Genomic DNA, 16,710 nt, shown 5'->3' with positions numbered 1-16,710 from the left:
TAAGTATTACATTCGTATCCTCAATTTGTCACCTATGAGGAAAGCCGCTGCATTTACCATAATGTTGTCAGGCATGGGCCTGTTTGCCTGTAAGGAAAATAAGAAAAGTATGTCAGCAGAAGTCAAAACAGTAAAGCCGCCGGTAGCGGAACAAATAGATACGGCAATGACCATTCACGGCGATACCAGGATAGACAAATACTACTGGATGAATGACCGGAATGATCCAAAAGTTATTGCGTACCTCAAGGCGGAAAATGACTACCTGGATACCATGATGGAATCTTCCGCCGGTATGAGAAAGAAGTTGTATGAGGAGATGAGAGGCCGCATTATGGAAACAGATGCCAGCGTCCCTTACCTGAAGAATGGTTATTACTATTATACCCGTTTTGTACAAGGCAAGGAATATCCTGTATACTGCCGTAAAAAAGGCAGCCTGGAAGGTACAGAAGAAGTGATACTGGATGTGAACGTGCTGGCTGCAGGACATGACTACTTTCATGTAGGAGGCCTGTCTGTAAGCCCTGATGCGCAATGGCTGGCATACGGTGTTGATACGGTAAGCCGTCGTCAGTACACGATCCATGTCAAGAACCTGCAAACGGGAGAAGTATTGCCTGAAGCGATCACACAAACTTCCGGCAGTGCAGCATGGGCAAGCGATAACAAAACTTTCTTCTATACTGTCAAGAACCCGGTGACGCTGAGAGAGGAACGCATCCTGCGACATGTAACCGGTACGGACGTACGCACAGATAAAGAGGTTTTCAATGAGAAGGACGAAACTTTTTCCATTGATGTAGCCCGCTCAAAATCTGGTAAGTTCATCATGATACAAAGCCACAGTACTGTATCTTCAGAATACCGTATACTGGACGCTTCAAAACCTGAAGGTGCATTCCATGTTTTTGAACCACGCAGGCGCGATCATCTCTACGAAATTGATCACAAGGATGACAAGTTCTATATCGTTACCAACTGGGAGGCTGTAAACTTCCGTCTCATGGAATGTCCGCAGGACAAAACCGGCAGCAGTCACTGGAAGGAAGTGATCCCTCATCGTGCAGATGTGTTGTTGCAGGGCATTGAATTGTTCCGTGATCATATGGTGCTGAGCGAACGTAAGAATGGTTTAACACAATTGCGTGTGATCAACTCCCGCACGAAGGAAGATCATTACCTGAAATTTGAAGAACCCGCCTACGTTGCAGCTATCTCCACCAATCCGGAGTTTGATACAAAGACATTACGCTACTCCTATACTTCCATGACAACGCCGGTATCTACCTACGACTACGACATGGATAACAAAAAGAGTGAGCTGCGTAAACGCCAGGAAGTATTAGGCGGATATGATCCAAAGGATTATGTTACAGAGCGCCTGTATGTCACTGCCAGAGATGGAGTGAAAGTACCTGTATCTATCGTATACAAAAAGGGATTTGAGAAAAATGGCAAAGGGCCACTGTTGCTCTATGGCTATGGTTCTTATGGTCATAGTATAGAGCCTTCCTTCAGCAGTAACCGTCTCAGCTTACTGGACAGAGGATTTGCCTATGCTATCGCGCATATCAGAGGAGGCGAGGAAATGGGCAGACAATGGTATGAAGATGGTAAATTGTTCAAGAAGATGAACACGTTCACAGACTTCATCGATTGTGCCGACTATCTCGTAAAAGCCCGTTATACTGACAGTACACATCTCTATGCCATGGGAGGCAGTGCCGGCGGTTTGCTGATGGGTGCAGTTGTTAACATGCGTCCTACCCTCTGGAACGGCGTTATCGCAGCCGTGCCATTCGTAGATGTAGTGACAACAATGCTCGATGAAAGCATTCCTTTAACTACCGGTGAGTTTGACGAATGGGGTAATCCTAAGAAGAAGGAATACTACGACTACATGAAGGCTTATTCTCCTTACGACAACGTAAAGGCACAGGTATATCCTAATATGCTTGTAACAACGGGTCTGCATGACTCGCAGGTGCAATACTGGGAACCTGCAAAATGGGTTGCCAAGCTGCGTGAATTAAAAACTGACAAGCATATGCTGCTCATGCACACCAACATGGAGGCGGGGCATGGTGGTGCTTCCGGCCGTTTCAAGATGCTTGAGGATATTGCGTTGCAGTACGCCTTCCTATTAGCATTGGAAGGCAAATAGTATCAGTTCATATTTTTTAAGCCCATAGGTCTTTCGCGATCTATGGGCTTTTTTATTTGTTGTTGCGTTGTGGTTTGTTTGTTTGTTTGTTTGTTTGTTTGTTTGTTGGAAGTAGCTGCGGTTCCAGCTGGGATGGCGGTCGGCGCCTCTTTGGTTGGATGTCTATTTGACATTTTCAAGCGTATGGGCTGGGATCTTTATTTAGCTGCATCTATCGTGTGTCAAAGAGCCGAAGGCCCGCCATTCCCACTGAAACCGCTTGCTACTTCCGGGCTCCCAATTACAATTAAGGGTCCTTTTGAATCGTGGAAAAAAAGAAGAGGTGTCAAAAAATAAATGAAGACTCTCAGAGCTGCTTAGACATGATAACTCTCGGTCAGATATCCGAATGAATAGAAGAGTAAGTATCAAAAATAAGTGAAGGCGCTCAGAACTGCTTAAACGATGATAACTCTCGATCAGATATCCGAATGAATAGAAGAGGAAGTATCACAAATAAGCGACGGCGCTCAGAGTTGCTTAAACGATAATAGACCTCGATCAAATATCCGAATGAATAGGAGAGGAAGTATCAAAAATAAGTGACGGCGCTCAGAGTTGCTTAAGCGATAATAGGCCTCAATCAGATATCCGAATGAATGGAAGGGGAAGTATCAAAAATAAGTGGGGGCGCTCAGAGTTGTTTAGGCGATAATAGGGCTCGATCAGATATCCGAATGAATAGAAGAGGAAGTATCAAAAATAAGTGAGGGGCTCAGAGTTGTTTAGACGATGATAGGGCTCGATTACGGAGCCGAATAAATAGAATAGGAAGTTATGAAAAATAAGAAATTCACTGATAGCGGAGCATTACCGCTAATAGGGAGCGTATAAGTAGCACCGGTTTCAGATGGGAAGCGCGGGCCTTCGGCTCTTTGACACACGATAGATGCAGCTAAATAAAGATCCCAAGCTCATACGCTTGAAAACGCCCCATCGTCATTCTACCAAAGAGGCGCCGACCGCGATCCCATACTGAAACCGAGCTACTTACGCGGTCTCAATAAATTCACAATCCACCGTCAATCATGATCAATAAAACCGAGCTACTTACGCGGTCCTAATAAATTACGCTCCTCCGGCAATCAGCATCAAAAAACCGAGCTACTTACGCGGTCCTAATAAATTACGCTCCTCCGGCAATCAGCATCAAAAAACCGAGCTACTTACGCGGTCCTAATAAATTACGCTCCTCCGCCAATCAGCATCAAAAAACCGAGCTACTTACGCGGTCCTAATAAATTACGCTCCTCCGCCAATCAGCATCAAAAAACCAAGCTACTTACGCGGTCCTAATAAATTACGCTCCTCCGCCAATCAGCATCAAAAAACCGAGCTACTTAACGCGGTCCTAATATTTACAATCCGCGCCAGCATGATTTACGGATTGATAAACTCCGTCTTCACCGTCTCTCCCAGAAATATCTCCGTCTGCTTTTCAAATATCACCGGATCATCCGTAGTAAAATACTTCCGGCTTCCCCCCTTACCAAGACGGACTTCCATCTCAGGATGACGCTGCAGATAATCTTTCAGACTATGCGCCACGATCTTGCCCTGAGACAACAGCGTAATCCCCCCCGGAAGGAACTGTTTAATTTTTTTTGTCAGGATAGGATAGTGCGTACAAGCCAATACCAGCGTATCAATATCTGGCGCATCTGTCAGTATCTGATGAAGATACTTTTTGACAAAGTAATCAGCCCCCTCACCATCCGCTTCACCGTTTTCAACGATCGGTACCCACATAGGGCAAGCCAATTGATGTACATTGACATGTGGAAAGAACTTCCGGATCTCTATAGGATAGGACTCGGATGCCACTGTGCCTTTAGTAGCCAGAATGCCCACTTCACCACTCTGCGTGAGCGTTCCCACCATTTCAGTCGTCGGACGGATCACGCCAAGCACACGACGATCCGGAGCAATACGTGGCAGGTCTTTCTGCTGAATGGTACGCAGCGCCCTGGCAGAAGCGGTATTACAGGCCAGTATCACAAGCGGACAACCCATGTCGAACAGGTGCTGCACGCACTGAAGCGTATAGGTATGAATGGTATCAAAACCACGGTTACCATAAGGTGCCCGCGCATTATCACCCAGATAGATATAGTCATATTGCGGCAGTGTCGCTATGATTTCCTTTAGTACGGTCAATCCTCCGTAACCGGAATCAAACACGCCAATAGGTCCTGTCATTTGTCATCCTTTTTTTTCATCAAGCCCTTACCCGTCAGGTCATAGATTTCCTGGATATTATGCAGGATACCTTCAAAGTCGATTTTCAGGTCGATAAGTTTGCCGGTGTAGAGGTCATATACCCAGCCATGCACGGTAGGGTAACCTCTTTCAACATATGATTGCTGTACGGCGGCTGTTTTGATAACATTTACGCATTGTTCCTGAACGTTCAGTTCCACCAGGCGATTATAACGGGCATGATCATCTTCGATGGCATCCAGTTCCTGGCGGTGTAAACGGTATACATCGCGGATGTTACGCAACCAGGGGTTGAGCAGTCCGAGGTCGGCGGGCTGCATGGCTGCCTTAACGCCGCCACAGTTGTAGTGACCACAAACAATAATGTGTTTTACGCTCAGGTGTCGCACCGCATAATTGATAACGGCCATGACACTCAGGTCCACACTATTTACAAGGTTGGCGATGTTGCGGTGTACGAAGACTTCACCGGCGTCCAGTCCCATGATCTCATTGGTAGGCACGCGGCTGTCACTGCAGCCAATGTAAAGGTATTCCGGGTTCTGTTCCTCGGCCAGCTTTTCAAAGAATTCCTTGTCTGCGGCTGTTTTGGAAGCCATCCACATCCTGTTGTTCTCGAAGATTTCGTCGTACCTGGTCATATAGTATGGAGTTTAATAAAGTTAGATAGCGTATATCACTCACGGATAGAGCGTAAAGATACGTCACGGCAGCTATTACTGTTTCATCAGTCGTAAGCGGTATGCATTCATGGCGCTGTGCCCCAGTTTGTCTGTCAGCCGGTGATTGACATAGGCGCCTACGGCAGCTCCGATCACAGGCATGAGCTGCAGCAGTTTGGCCAGGTCGAGGTAGTCGCGGTACTGCTGTTGAAAGTTACGCCAGTCGAAGGCATGAATATCTTCCGGTAGTTCCCGGCTATAGTTCTCCCAGTCGGCAATAATAGGATAAAGCTTGTTGCGGAAGTCCTGGGTGGAGAAAGTAATGAAGAAAATATGCAGGATGAAGAGGCGTTCTTTATAATCGCCCACATTACGGCCGTAAAGGGCGGCAATATCAAACAGCATTTTCATTTTGATGGTCAGGAACAGGGGGAAATCGGCCAGGCCGAGCAGGATGCCACCAGCACCTGTCAGGGCGCCTTCGGTTGCAGCCGTGGTCTTGTAAAAATTGATCCGCTCCCTGACCTTCGATTCCCGTATGGCCAGATCTTCCTCAAATAAGGGTGGGGGGCTGGTAAAGCCCGCCCCGGATATAACCGCCCGGGTTGTTTGCTTGACGGCGGTGGTCAGGGCTTCATGCACCCTTTCGGGAATGACCCGGTTAATTTTTTTTTGCAGTCCCCTGGTTAGCCGTCCGGGGAGGCTAATGCCCCGCTGCATGGCCTTTTGCCAGGCCATGAGCTCTTTATTAACCTGTTGGATATAAGCGTCCATCTGATGATCGTTACAAAGAATAAACCACAAACGGTAAAACCAGGAACATTTAGTAACTTTGCGCCTTAAATTTCTTTAGCCAGCATGATCAGTGTTAAAAACGTATCGCTTTCTTTCGGAAAAAGGGTGTTGTTTGATGAAGTTAACCTCAATTTCACCAAAGGTAACTGTTATGGTGTAATCGGCGCCAATGGTGCCGGTAAATCCACGTTTCTTAAGATATTATCAGGTGAGATTGAGCCTACTAAGGGCGCTGTTGAAATCACCCCTGGTGAACGTATGAGTGTTCTGAAGCAGAACCACTTCGAATTTGACGAAGTAACTGTGCTGAATACCGTACTGATGGGAAATAAAAAGCTGTGGGAAATAGCGCATGAGAGAGATGCGATCTATGCCAAAGCTGATTTTACCGAAGAGGATGGTATGCGTGCAGGTGAGCTGGAAGCCGAATATGGCGAAATGGGCGGTTATACTGCAGAAAGTGATGCCGGCGTACTGTTGGGCGACCTGGGTGTAAAGGAGGATCTGCACAGCTTACAGATGAAGGACCTGAGTGGTAACCTGAAGGTGCGGGTGCTTCTGGCGCAGGCCCTGTTCGGTAACCCCGATATCCTGCTGCTGGATGAGCCTACCAACCACCTGGACGTGGAGACGATCGGCTGGCTGGAAAACTTCCTGGCTGACTATGAGAATATCGTGATCGTAGTATCCCACGACCGTCACTTCCTGGATGCCGTTTGTACGCACGTGGCAGACGTTGACCGCGCCAAGATCCAGATCTTCTCTGGTAACTATAGCTTCTGGTACGAGTCTTCCCAGCTGATGGCCCGTCAGATCGCCGATAAGAACAAGAAAATGGAAGATAAACGTAAGGACCTGATGGACTTCATCGCCCGTTTCAGTGCCAACGCTTCCAAGAGTAAACAGGCTACTTCCCGTAAAAAAGCCCTGGAAAAACTGGTTATCGAAGATATCCAGCCTTCCAACCGTAAATATCCTGGTATCATCTTCAAGCAGCAGCGTGAAGTAGGTAACCAGATCCTGAATGTGGAAAAACTGGAGAAATCCATCGAAGGTAATACCCTGTTCAGCAATGTATCCTTCACCGTGAACAAAGGTGATAAGATCGCCTTCCTGGCCAAGGAGCACCTGGCGCTGACCACTTTCTTTGAGATCATCAATGGCGAACAGAATGCGGATGGTGGTAAATTCGAGTGGGGAACAACAGTAACGTCTGCTTATCTGCCTAATGATAACGCCAAATATTTCACAGATCCGACCCTGAACCTGATGGACTGGTTGCGCCAGTATGTGCCACCACATGTAACTGATGTGGATGAGCCGTTCCTGCGTGGCTTCCTGGGTAAAATGCTGTTCAGCGGTGACGAGATCATGAAAAAGACCAGTGTGTTGAGCGGAGGGGAGAAGGTACGTTGTATGGTGAGCCGTATGATGTTGCAGGATCCCAACGTTGTAGTGCTGGACGAGCCTACCAACCACCTGGATCTGGAATCTATCCAGTCTTTCAACGAAAGTATGATGAACTTTAAAGGTATCGTGCTGTTCACGACGCATGACCATGCCTTTATGCAATCTGTAGCAAACCGTATTATCGAGATCACTCCAAGGGGTATTATCGACAGGTTAACTACTTTCGATGAATACCTGGCTGATGATAGGGTAAAAGCGCTGAGAGAAGAGATGTACGGAGATAAAGTGGCTATTTCCTAGTTAATCGGCAAGCTCCGTTACGGGCTGTAAGTTATATAAGTTAGGAATTGGGTATTAAGAATGAGGATCATCTCCTGGCTCTTAACTCCTGATTCCTGATTTTTTTTAGAGGTAGTCCTTGATCTGCTGCATTTTCTCGGAATCCAGGGGTTTGGTGATATAAGCCTTCAGTTCCGGCGTACGTTTCACTTTCTGGATGTCGCGCATATCAATTGAGGATGAGCACATAATGATGGGGATCTGTTGGCTCAGGCTACACTTAATGCCACGGTAGGCCTCTATAAAATCCCAGCCATTCATCCGCTGCATATTCATGTCCAGGATGATCAGGGAGGGCAAAGGATGTCCGTTAGGATGCTGCAATTCTTCCAATGCATCTTCCGCACAAAGGAATGAAGTCACTTCCAGTTTTTCGTCTTGTTGTTCCAGCATTTTTTTCAGGATGAAATGGAATATTTCATCGTCGTCAACAACATACACCTGTTTAGCGGTTTCCACCATATATACCTGATTTAGCAACTTAGTCTTTCCTAGTAATTCGAGGGGGGTAGCACAAAACACAGCTGATGTAATCCCCGGTTTTCACATGATACAATCGAATACAAATAAACACTAATTAATTTTATTTTTATATATGATGATTGCCCAATAACTAATTGTTAACAAAATGTTGGAAATGTGGAGATATGGGTTGTGCGTTGCTTTGGTTGCCCTGTCAGCATAAAAAATCCCGGATGTATTGCCCGCCTTGGCGGGTGAACATCCGGGATTCTTAATATAATCAGGTAAAAGACTATTAGAACAGTCCGCCTTTTTTCAGTGTTACTTTGCCTGAACCGATCTTGTAACCATCATGGTAGATCTCAACAGCGTAATCACCTGGTTTGAAATCTGAATTCTGTTTCCAGTCCATGCTTACGGTTTGTTTCTGGCCGGTAGCGTAGTTTACAGTTTTCTTAGCAGTATATAATTTTTCAGTACCGTCTTCCAGGGTAAATCTGCCGGAACCCAGTGCTTCTACTGCCAGCGGAGAGCCATCAGGAGAAGTGATAGAAACGTACAGTTCTTTATCGCCGGTTGGAGCGATCCTGTTTTCATCCAGGTCGAAGCTTACACGCATCATATCTGCGCGTTTAGCCTTGCTGGTTTCTACTTCCTTGCCATTCTTTTTTACATTGATAGGCTGGAGGTGGATGTTGGAAGCGTGTAATACGGAACCCAGGTTTACCTTCTTGTTCAGACTATCTCTCTGGGTAGTTACTTCGTCCCTTTCTTTGCGGGCGTTGTCACGCTCACCTGTCAGCACGATCTTTTCACCTTCCAGGCGTTCGATAGTTGCCGTATAGTTTTCAATGTTACCCTTCAGTGTTTCGATCAGACGACGGGCTTCAGCCAGTTCTTTCTGGGTAGCATTTTTATTGGAGAGGATACCCTGGATCCTCGCTTTCATATCAGCAATTTCCTTATCTTTTGTTTTTACCAGACTATCCATGCGGCTGTTCTGGGAGATCAGGTCATCCAGACGCGCATTAGCGGCATTGTATTCCTGCTGTAAAGCATCTCTTGAAGTAGAGATGGAATCTATCTGTGTTGCCTGTTGAGCAATTTGATCGGTAGTTTTATTTTTGTCATACAACATGTATATCCAGGTACCGGCCAATGCTGCAATCAATATACCATATATCAGACCATTACGGCTTCTAGGCTTTTCAGGTCCGGAGGATCCTGCCGCAGGCGTGTTAAAAGTGTTCTCAGTCATAGTCGTTTTTGTGTTTTATAGTTAATTGTTATATGGTTAAAACTCCTTATGCAAATGTAATTGTTAAAAATACTTTATTACAAAAAAATATAAACCGTACGAACAGTGTTACCGAATATATCTTTAGATCAGTTATTGCTACTTGATATTGAAACAACTCCGGCTGTTGCGGCCTTTGATTTTTTACCTGACAATATGCAATCGCTCTGGGTGGACAAAATTGCAAAAACTTTGCCAGAAACGGGGAACCCTACAGAGGCATACGCAGACCGGGCCGGGATTTATGCCGAATTCGGCAAAATAATCTGTATTTCAGTGGGGTTTTTCCATGCGGAAGGTGGTCGTTATCAACTACGTATAAAATCATTTTATAATGACGATGAAAAAGTTGTATTAACGAGTTTTTTAGAATTGGTGAATAAATTTCATATCAAATTTCCCCGTTTCCAGTTTGCAGGACATAACATCAAAGAATTTGATATTCCGTTTATTTGCAGGCGATCTGTTATTCATCAGCTATCTTTGCCCCTGCCATTGCAGATCCATGGGTTTAAACCCTGGGAGCTGCCGATGTTGGATACCATGCAGTTATGGCGGTTCGGAGACTTCAAGAATTATACTTCCCTGAAACTGATGACGGCTGTGATGGGTATTCCGACTCCTAAAGATGATATTGATGGTAGCATGGTGGCGAAAGTCTACTGGCAGGACAGGGACCTGGAAAGGATCGCTAATTATTGCCAGAAGGATGTAGTGGCCGTCGGACAGCTGTTGATGCGTTTTAAAGGCGTTCCCATACTGGAAACGGATGATGTGGTGTATTCAAAATAATAAAGCATGGAATATCAGGATATTATAAAAGACTGGAAGCAGAAGAAATACAAGCCCTTATACTGGCTGGAAGGGGAGGAAGATTTTTTCATTGATCAGGTGAGCAATTATGCGGAACACCACCTGCTGGATGAAGCGGAAAAAGGCTTTAACCTGACCATCCTTTATGGCAAGGATACAGACTGGAGCACCGTTATCAACGCCTGCCGCCGGTATCCCATGTTTGCCGAAAAACAGGTAGTGGTGCTGAAAGAGGCCCAATCCATGAAAGATATCCTGAAACTGGAAGCATATATCGATAATCCATTGTCTTCCACCATTTTCGTGGTGGCGCATAAGCAGGGAAAGATAGACGGACGTAGCAAACTGGCTAAACTGATCAAGGAGAAGGGGGTGCTGTTAAGCACCAAGAAGATGTACGACAACCAGTTGCCCGGCTGGGTGGAAGCTTATGTGAGCAGCCTGGGAAGGGCTATTTCACAGAAGGCCGGCATCCTGCTGGTAGACCATATTGGCAATGACCTTTCCAGGATGGCCAATGAAATAGATAAACTGCTGGTCAACCTGCCTCCTGATAAAAAGATAGATGAGAATGACATTGAGAAATATGTAGGCATCAGCAAGGAATATAATGTGTTTGAGCTGCAGAATGCCTTGGGGCAGAAAGACATTACCAAGGTAATGCGTATCATCCGTTATTTTGCCGCCAACCCTAAGGCGGGACCTATTCAGATGGTACTGCCGGCGCTGTATAATTTCTTCAGCAAAATGAACATGGTGTTTGGTGTAAAGGGGGGAGAAAAGGAGATTGCAGCCGCTTTAGGCGTACATCCCTTCTTTGTGAAGGATTATGTCAACGCCGCCCGTCAATACGGCGCAGAGGGCACAGAAAAGGCCATTCTGCTGTTGCATGCCTATAACCTCCGCAGCATTGGTATCAATGACAGTGGTGTGGAAGACGGAGAACTGATGAAAGAACTGGTATACAAGCTGATGTACTGACAGGCGTGGTTGTGATACCGCCGTTTTCACATCAGGGTCAGGAGGCCAGGACATTTTTGGCGGCGAGACTGTCTTTGTCCATCTGGTCGATCAGGTCCTGGATATTGTCAAATTTCAGGTTGGCCCTGATATAACTGATGATCTCCACTCTCAGCAGCCGGTCATAGATTTCCTGGCTGAAATCGAAAATATGCGCCTCCAGGCGAAGGTCGACCCCGTTAAAAGTAGGACGGGTGCCTATGCTCATCACGCCATTCAGCGGTGAGGGTTGTTTATCAAGATAAACTTTTATAGCGTAAATGCCCTGTGCAGGAATCAGTTTGCGCGGATCAGGCAATTCAATGTTGGCGGTGGGATAACCCAGCTGCCTGCCCATTTTATCGCCGTGGATGACCGTTCCTTCCAGGAAATAATGGTAGCCAAGCAATTCATTGGCCAGCTGAATATTGCCGTCCTGCAGGCTTTTGCGGATCTTGGTGGAGCTGACTGCCAGGTCGTGGACGATCTGCTGGGGGATCTCTACCAGCTGGAATCCGTACCTGTTCTGTTCTGCCTCCAGCAGTTCCAGGCCGCCTTCGCGGTTATGACCAAAGCGGTGGTCGTAGCCGATAATGATCGTATGTGGATTGAATTTTTCTATCAGGAAGTCTTCCAGGTAGGCCCGGGCGGAAAGTTCTGAGAATTCTCTGGTAAAAGGGACGATCACCAGGTGGTCGATACCCTCTTTGGCCAGCAGTTCGATCTTTTCCTCCAGAGTGGTGAGCAATTTGACAGGTGCGCCGCCGGGTTGCAGTACCTCCCGGGGATGCGGGTCAAAGGTAATGATCACGCTTTCCCCGTCACAGGCTGCAGCGGTTTCCTGCAATTGCTGTATAATGTAACGGTGACCGCTGTGAACGCCGTCAAAAGTACCAATTGTTATAACAGCCCGCCTCAAAGCTGGCAAATGGGTGAGGTCCCTGTGTATCCGCATAAATTGCCTTAAACGATCAAAATCCTATGCAAATTACAACATTTAGATATCAGATAAGTGGCTAATCAGTTACTTTTGCAGCAGATTGTTCATTAATAAAATTATCTGGTGGATCAGAATATCTACGCGCAGCGCGGCGTTTCAGCCGGAAAAGAGGATGTGCACAACGCTATTAAGCATATTGACAAGGGACTGTTTCCAAAAGCTTTCTGTAAAATAGTGCCCGATATCCTGGGCGGACAGGACGATTATTGCAATATTATGCATGCGGACGGCGCCGGTACCAAATCGTCGCTGGCATATACTTACTGGAAGGAAACAGGCAACCTGGATGTATGGAGAGGCATTGCGCAGGATGCTATCATCATGAACATTGATGACCTGCTTTGTGTGGGCGCTACCGAAAATATCCTGTTATCATCCACCATCGGCCGTAACAAGCAGCTGATACCGGGTGAAGTGATCGCGGCTATCATCAATGGCACAGAAGAGATCCTGGAAGAATTGCGCAGCTATGGTATCAGCATTTACTCCACCGGCGGCGAAACTGCAGATGTGGGAGACCTCGTGCGGACAATCATTGTAGATTCCACCGTGACCTGCCGCATGAAAAGATCTGAAGTGATCTCCAATCATACCATACAGGCCGGAGATGTGATCGTAGGACTGGCTTCTTACGGGCAGGCATCTTACGAGAAATTCTACAACGGAGGGATGGGCAGCAATGGACTGACATCCGCCCGTCATGATGTGTTTAACAAACAGGTGGCAGAAAAGTATCCTGAGAGCTACGATCCGGGTATACCTTACGAATTGATCTTTAGCGGAAAGAAAGCGCTGACCGATAAAGTTGATATCCCGGGCTTCGGCACCATAGATGCCGGCAGGCTGGTATTGTCACCCACCCGCACCTATGCTCCGGTGATCAAACAGATCCTGGAAGCCTACCGCTCCCGTATACACGGACTGGTACACTGTAGTGGTGGTGCTCAGACCAAAGTGCTGCACTTCATTGATAACCTGCATGTCATTAAGGATAATCTGTTCCCTGTTCCGCCATTGTTCCAGCTGATCCAGGAACAATCAGGCACCGGCTGGAAGGAAATGTACCAGGTATTTAATATGGGACATCGTATGGAATTATATGTGCCTGAGGAAATTGCAGCCGATATTATCCGGATCAGCAAAAGCTTTAATATCGACGCGCAGATTGTGGGTAGGGTAGAACCGGCAACTGTTAAGCAGGTGACTGTGCGCAGTGCTCATGGGGAGTTTGTGTATAATTGATCTTTACCAGGGTAACCTGATCTGAATAGAAAGAGGCTGTCTGCTTAGCGACAGCCTCTTTTGTTTTTTAGTTGTGAGCATGAAGTGTTATTGCAATACGTAGCGGATGGGCAGATGAAATTCTACACTTACCTTTCTACCTTCATGTTTGCCCGGTATCCAATTGGGCATGGCGGCTACCACGCGCATAGATTCATCTTCAAGACCATTTCCGATAACCTTACCTACAGTGGTTATCTGTGAAATCTTACCCTCGGGGTTTACTACAAATTTTACAAATACAGTGCCGGTGGTATTATTCGCTTGTGCCGTTTTCGGATAGCGGATGTTACGTGACAGGAACCGGACCAGTGCCTTTTCCCCACCAGGGAATTTTGGAGGATTATCTACAACTTTAAATACTTCTTCTGAAGATGTTGTTGTAGCAGACGATTGTGAAACATTCAGTAAAGCAGCACTGCTTTTAACAGGCGATTGCAGGTCGAGATCCTGTTGACATCCGATAACAAAACCCAATAGTACCAGAACGGGGAATATGATAATCTTTTTCATCAGTGCGTAATTTGCCTTGTGAGTGAACAACATGAGGATGCGGCGTTTGACAGGCGCCTGTGCGAAGCTGTTGACCAGGAACATGCGTTTGGTCTGCAGCGTCATTTGCAATAATGTCCTTGCATAGTCGTCGGGAGCGTTGTCAGACGCCGCAGCTTTATCCGCCAGGAATTCATGCACCATAGCCAGTTCTCTTTTGAAGAGATGAAAGAAGGGGTTGAACCAGAGAACAGCGCAGACGAACTGCAGAAAGAGTTTGTCTGCCGTATGCCGGCCCTGTATGTGTTCCAGCTCATGTCTGAGCACCTGTTTACCTTCCTCGCTGTCGGGTGTGAGCTCTTCGCCCCAGAAGATGTTGCCGAAGAAAGAAAAGGTAGATTTTACCTGCGGATGCCTGATCAGCATGTACCTGTCATAACTGGTTTGTTGTCCCTGTCTTGTCAGGCGTTTGATCAGCAGCCAGTTCCGCAACATATTGATGATTAATAGTAAAGTTATCAGGGAGTAGATGCCGGGTGGAATCCAGGAAGCGATGCCAGCGCCACCGGCCTGCTGGACAGTGTTTGTCATGTACCCGTATACGGTTATCAGCGGCGCTGTATAGGAAGGAGGAGCAGCGCTGACAAATGAAAATTGCAGCAAGGGCAGGAGGATGGAGGTCAGGGTGGCGAGCAACAGGTACCCCCTGTTCCAGCGGTGGAACGGGTTGTTTTTCAGCACCAGTGCATAATAACCATACAGTACACCTGAGCATACCAGCATTTTGATGAAGTAAGCGATCATGGTTGTTCTTTTTTGGCGTTCTTAATCTGTTCCAGTAGTTGTTCCAGTTCATTGACACTGATCTCTTTTTCCTTGACGAAGAAAGATACCATGTCTTTAAAAGAGCCGGAGAAGTACCCTTTTACAAAGTTTTGCATGGTGTTTCTGCTGTATTCCTCTTTGCTGATCAGGGCAAAGTACTGGTAGGATTTACCATAAGCCTTGTAATCTACAAAACCTTTATCCTGCAGGATCTTCATTAAAGTCGATACAGTATTGTAGTGTGGCTTTGGCTCGGGAAGAATGTCTATCAGGTCTTTAACGAATGCAGGGCCTGTTTTCCAAAGGGCCTGCATGACCTGCTCTTCCGCTTTAGTCAATGTTTTTACTGCTGACATAATGTGAAATTTAGGTTGCTGAAACTAAGTTAAAACTAATTTATTAGTTTACAAACTATTTTTTTAGTTGTGTAAAGGGAGCGTTCAGGATGTTTCTTCGTCGCTTATTCGTTGCTTGTTCGTCCGCAGGTTTGTGTACTGGATTACTCTTAAGTTGGCCTTAAGATAGTGTAGAGATTCGGTGAGGGTCATAGCTTATAGGCTCTCTACTATAGCGTTATAGCCACTATTGTATAGCCAGGGCTATAGAATAGCAGGCGTAACGCAGGACTATAGCGCCTTTAGATAAGGAACTTCACACTAGTTGCAGGCCATTCTTACACTATCTTAAATAAATTCCAGGCCAGATCGGCCGCATGCGGGTGGTTATGATGATAAATAGCTATTTTTGTTATTATTAAACCCATACGGCAGAAATGACAGAACAACCGATTATACAATTATCCAATGTGAATATCTACCAGGGGACTTCCCTGATCCTTGCAGACGTGAATATTACGGTGAACAAAGGAGAATTTGTATACCTGATTGGCAGGACCGGGACCGGTAAATCCAGCCTGCTCAAGACCCTTTATGGGGATTTGCCGCTGAAGGAAGGCGCCGGTCAGGTGGTAGGGTTTGATCTGAAGAAGATGGACTGGAAGAAAGTACCTTATCTGCGCCGTAACCTGGGCGTTGTGTTCCAGGATTTCCAGCTGCTGACAGACAGGACCGTTTACGACAATCTGAAATTTGCCCTGAAGGCGACGGGCTGGACAGACAATAAGAAGATGGACGAGAAGATCAAAGACGTGCTGGACAAAGTGGGATTGAATACCAAGGGGTTCAAAATGCCTTATGAGCTGAGCGGTGGCGAGCAGCAGCGTGTGGATATTGCCCGGGCCATGCTAAACTCTCCGAAACTGATCCTGGCGGATGAGCCGACCGGTAACCTGGATCCTGAAACCTCTGACGGTATCATGCAGCTATTGTTCAGGATCAGCCGGGAAGAGGGCGCCGCGGTGGTAATGGCTACCCACGACTATATATTACTGCAGAAGTTCCCATCCCGGGTACTGAGAACCGAAAATGGCAAGGTAACAGATCACGCCAGCGTGACTTTTGTGTAAAATTTTTGTGAAATTGTTAATTCACAATATTTGATTTACCTTTGCCCCGGAAAAATAGCGACTAAATAAACCTTTATCATTTTATTTTTATTTAATTCAAGATGTCTTACTTAACTGTTGAAAAGAAAGCCAATATTTTTAAAGAATTTGGTGGAAGCGAAAAAAATACCGGCTCTGTGGAAGCGCAAATAGCACTGCTGACTGAGCGTATCAACAGCATTTCCAGTCACCTGAAAGAAAACAAAAAGGACTTTTCTACACACCGTGGTTTGATGAAAATGGTAGGCCAGAGAAAGCGTCTGCTTTCCTACCTTTCTAAAACTAACCTCACAGGCTACCGTGCCCTGCTTGAGAAATTAGGTCTCAGAAAATAATAAGAACTTTTTTATAGCGCTATTCCCAACTTATAAGGTTGGGAATAGTTTTTTTTTAGGTATACCATTT

15 protein-coding genes are annotated in these 16,710 nt (G+C 46.2%); 7 read left to right on the top strand and 8 right to left on the bottom strand.

Annotation, left to right across the window (positions count from 1 at the left end; all coding sequences use genetic code 11):
- Positions 1-34 precede the first annotated feature (34 nt).
- Positions 35-2,167 (top strand): S9 family peptidase, encoded by a 2,133-nt coding sequence (locus tag L3C95_RS24665; RefSeq protein ID WP_236391781.1) that lies wholly within the window; start codon positions 35-37, stop codon positions 2,165-2,167.
- A gap of 1,419 nt (positions 2,168-3,586) precedes the next feature.
- Here the strand turns inward: L3C95_RS24665 and murI are convergent.
- The 3 genes from murI to L3C95_RS24650 all read right to left on the bottom strand — a co-directional run bounded on the left by murI (position 3,587) and on the right by L3C95_RS24650 (position 5,862).
- The gene (murI, locus tag L3C95_RS24660) at positions 3,587-4,405 is read right to left on the bottom strand and encodes a glutamate racemase (protein WP_236391779.1); all 819 of its coding nucleotides are present in this window, start codon (positions 4,403-4,405) and stop codon (positions 3,587-3,589) included.
- Positions 4,402-5,067, bottom strand: a complete 666-nt coding sequence (locus L3C95_RS24655) for a carbonic anhydrase (protein ID WP_236391777.1) — start codon at positions 5,065-5,067, stop codon at positions 4,402-4,404. Before L3C95_RS24655 ends, murI begins: the two co-directional genes overlap by 4 nt.
- 75 nt (positions 5,068-5,142) lie before the next feature.
- The gene (locus tag L3C95_RS24650) at positions 5,143-5,862 is read right to left on the bottom strand and encodes an EcsC family protein (protein WP_236391775.1); all 720 of its coding nucleotides are present in this window, start codon (positions 5,860-5,862) and stop codon (positions 5,143-5,145) included.
- Between the two features lie 84 nt (positions 5,863-5,946).
- Between L3C95_RS24650 and L3C95_RS24645 the strand changes: the two genes are divergently transcribed.
- A complete protein-coding gene (locus L3C95_RS24645) occupies positions 5,947-7,593 on the top strand; it encodes an ABC-F family ATP-binding cassette domain-containing protein (RefSeq protein WP_236391773.1) in 1,647 nt (548 codons plus the stop codon).
- A gap of 105 nt (positions 7,594-7,698) precedes the next feature.
- Here the strand turns inward: L3C95_RS24645 and L3C95_RS24640 are convergent, their stop codons facing one another.
- Positions 7,699-8,094, bottom strand: a complete 396-nt coding sequence (locus L3C95_RS24640; RefSeq protein WP_236391772.1) for a response regulator — start codon at positions 8,092-8,094, stop codon at positions 7,699-7,701.
- A gap of 295 nt (positions 8,095-8,389) precedes the next feature.
- Positions 8,390-9,352, bottom strand: coding sequence for a hypothetical protein (locus L3C95_RS24635; protein WP_236391769.1), 963 nt, complete (start codon positions 9,350-9,352; stop codon positions 8,390-8,392).
- Positions 9,353-9,547: 195 nt separating this feature from the next.
- Between L3C95_RS24635 and L3C95_RS24630 the strand changes: the two genes are divergently transcribed.
- Positions 9,548-10,183, top strand: a complete 636-nt coding sequence (locus tag L3C95_RS24630) for a ribonuclease H-like domain-containing protein (protein ID WP_236392035.1) — start codon at positions 9,548-9,550, stop codon at positions 10,181-10,183.
- A gap of 6 nt (positions 10,184-10,189) precedes the next feature.
- The gene (gene holA / locus L3C95_RS24625; protein ID WP_236391767.1) at positions 10,190-11,185 is read left to right on the top strand and encodes a DNA polymerase III subunit delta; all 996 of its coding nucleotides are present in this window, start codon (positions 10,190-10,192) and stop codon (positions 11,183-11,185) included.
- Positions 11,186-11,222: 37 nt separating this feature from the next.
- Here the strand turns inward: holA and L3C95_RS24620 are convergent, their stop codons facing one another.
- Positions 11,223-12,158 (bottom strand): bifunctional riboflavin kinase/FAD synthetase, encoded by a 936-nt coding sequence (locus tag L3C95_RS24620; RefSeq protein WP_236391765.1) that lies wholly within the window; start codon positions 12,156-12,158, stop codon positions 11,223-11,225.
- A 108-nt stretch (positions 12,159-12,266) separates the two neighbouring features.
- Between L3C95_RS24620 and L3C95_RS35140 the strand changes: the two genes are divergently transcribed.
- Positions 12,267-13,445, top strand: coding sequence for an AIR synthase related protein (locus tag L3C95_RS35140; RefSeq protein WP_236391764.1), 1,179 nt, complete (start codon positions 12,267-12,269; stop codon positions 13,443-13,445).
- An 87-nt stretch (positions 13,446-13,532) separates the two neighbouring features.
- On the opposite strand, the gene L3C95_RS24610 is transcribed toward L3C95_RS35140, so the two are convergent.
- Both L3C95_RS24610 and L3C95_RS24605 read right to left on the bottom strand, forming a co-directional pair.
- Positions 13,533-14,780: a TonB family protein gene (locus tag L3C95_RS24610; RefSeq protein WP_236391761.1), complete on the bottom strand. Its 1,248-nt coding sequence runs from the start codon at positions 14,778-14,780 to the stop codon at positions 13,533-13,535.
- A complete protein-coding gene (locus tag L3C95_RS24605) occupies positions 14,777-15,157 on the bottom strand; it encodes a BlaI/MecI/CopY family transcriptional regulator (RefSeq protein ID WP_236391759.1) in 381 nt (126 codons plus the stop codon). Before L3C95_RS24605 ends, L3C95_RS24610 begins: the two co-directional genes overlap by 4 nt.
- 416 nt (positions 15,158-15,573) lie before the next feature.
- Here L3C95_RS24605 and L3C95_RS24600 point away from each other — a divergent pair, with 416 nt between their 5' ends.
- The gene (locus L3C95_RS24600; RefSeq protein ID WP_089835010.1) at positions 15,574-16,266 is read left to right on the top strand and encodes a cell division ATP-binding protein FtsE; all 693 of its coding nucleotides are present in this window, start codon (positions 15,574-15,576) and stop codon (positions 16,264-16,266) included.
- 101 nt (positions 16,267-16,367) lie between these two features.
- A complete protein-coding gene (gene rpsO, locus L3C95_RS24595; RefSeq protein ID WP_012794085.1) occupies positions 16,368-16,640 on the top strand; it encodes a 30S ribosomal protein S15 in 273 nt (90 codons plus the stop codon).
- Positions 16,641-16,710 lie beyond the last annotated feature (70 nt).

The sequence above is a fragment of the Chitinophaga filiformis genome (genome assembly GCF_021646545.1).
Classification (GTDB): Bacteria; Bacteroidota; Bacteroidia; order Chitinophagales; family Chitinophagaceae; genus Chitinophaga; species Chitinophaga filiformis_A.
This window is presented reverse-complemented; position numbering and strand designations above follow the sequence as displayed.

Coding starts and splice junctions, on each gene's coding strand:
- L3C95_RS24665 (WP_236391781.1), top strand. CDS start 35: ATGAGGAAAGCCGCTGCATTTACCATAATGTTGTCAGGCATGGGCCTG.
- murI (WP_236391779.1), bottom strand. CDS start 4,405: ATGACAGGACCTATTGGCGTGTTTGATTCCGGTTACGGAGGATTGACC.
- L3C95_RS24655 (WP_236391777.1), bottom strand. CDS start 5,067: ATGACCAGGTACGACGAAATCTTCGAGAACAACAGGATGTGGATGGCT.
- L3C95_RS24650 (WP_236391775.1), bottom strand. CDS start 5,862: ATGGACGCTTATATCCAACAGGTTAATAAAGAGCTCATGGCCTGGCAA.
- L3C95_RS24645 (WP_236391773.1), top strand. CDS start 5,947: ATGATCAGTGTTAAAAACGTATCGCTTTCTTTCGGAAAAAGGGTGTTG.
- L3C95_RS24640 (WP_236391772.1), bottom strand. CDS start 8,094: ATGGTGGAAACCGCTAAACAGGTGTATGTTGTTGACGACGATGAAATA.
- L3C95_RS24635 (WP_236391769.1), bottom strand. CDS start 9,352: ATGACTGAGAACACTTTTAACACGCCTGCGGCAGGATCCTCCGGACCT.
- L3C95_RS24630 (WP_236392035.1), top strand. CDS start 9,548: ATGCAATCGCTCTGGGTGGACAAAATTGCAAAAACTTTGCCAGAAACG.
- holA (WP_236391767.1), top strand. CDS start 10,190: ATGGAATATCAGGATATTATAAAAGACTGGAAGCAGAAGAAATACAAG.
- L3C95_RS24620 (WP_236391765.1), bottom strand. CDS start 12,158: ATGCGGATACACAGGGACCTCACCCATTTGCCAGCTTTGAGGCGGGCT.
- L3C95_RS24610 (WP_236391761.1), bottom strand. CDS start 14,780: ATGATCGCTTACTTCATCAAAATGCTGGTATGCTCAGGTGTACTGTAT.
- L3C95_RS24605 (WP_236391759.1), bottom strand. CDS start 15,157: ATGTCAGCAGTAAAAACATTGACTAAAGCGGAAGAGCAGGTCATGCAG.
- L3C95_RS24600 (WP_089835010.1), top strand. CDS start 15,574: ATGACAGAACAACCGATTATACAATTATCCAATGTGAATATCTACCAG.
- rpsO (WP_012794085.1), top strand. CDS start 16,368: ATGTCTTACTTAACTGTTGAAAAGAAAGCCAATATTTTTAAAGAATTT.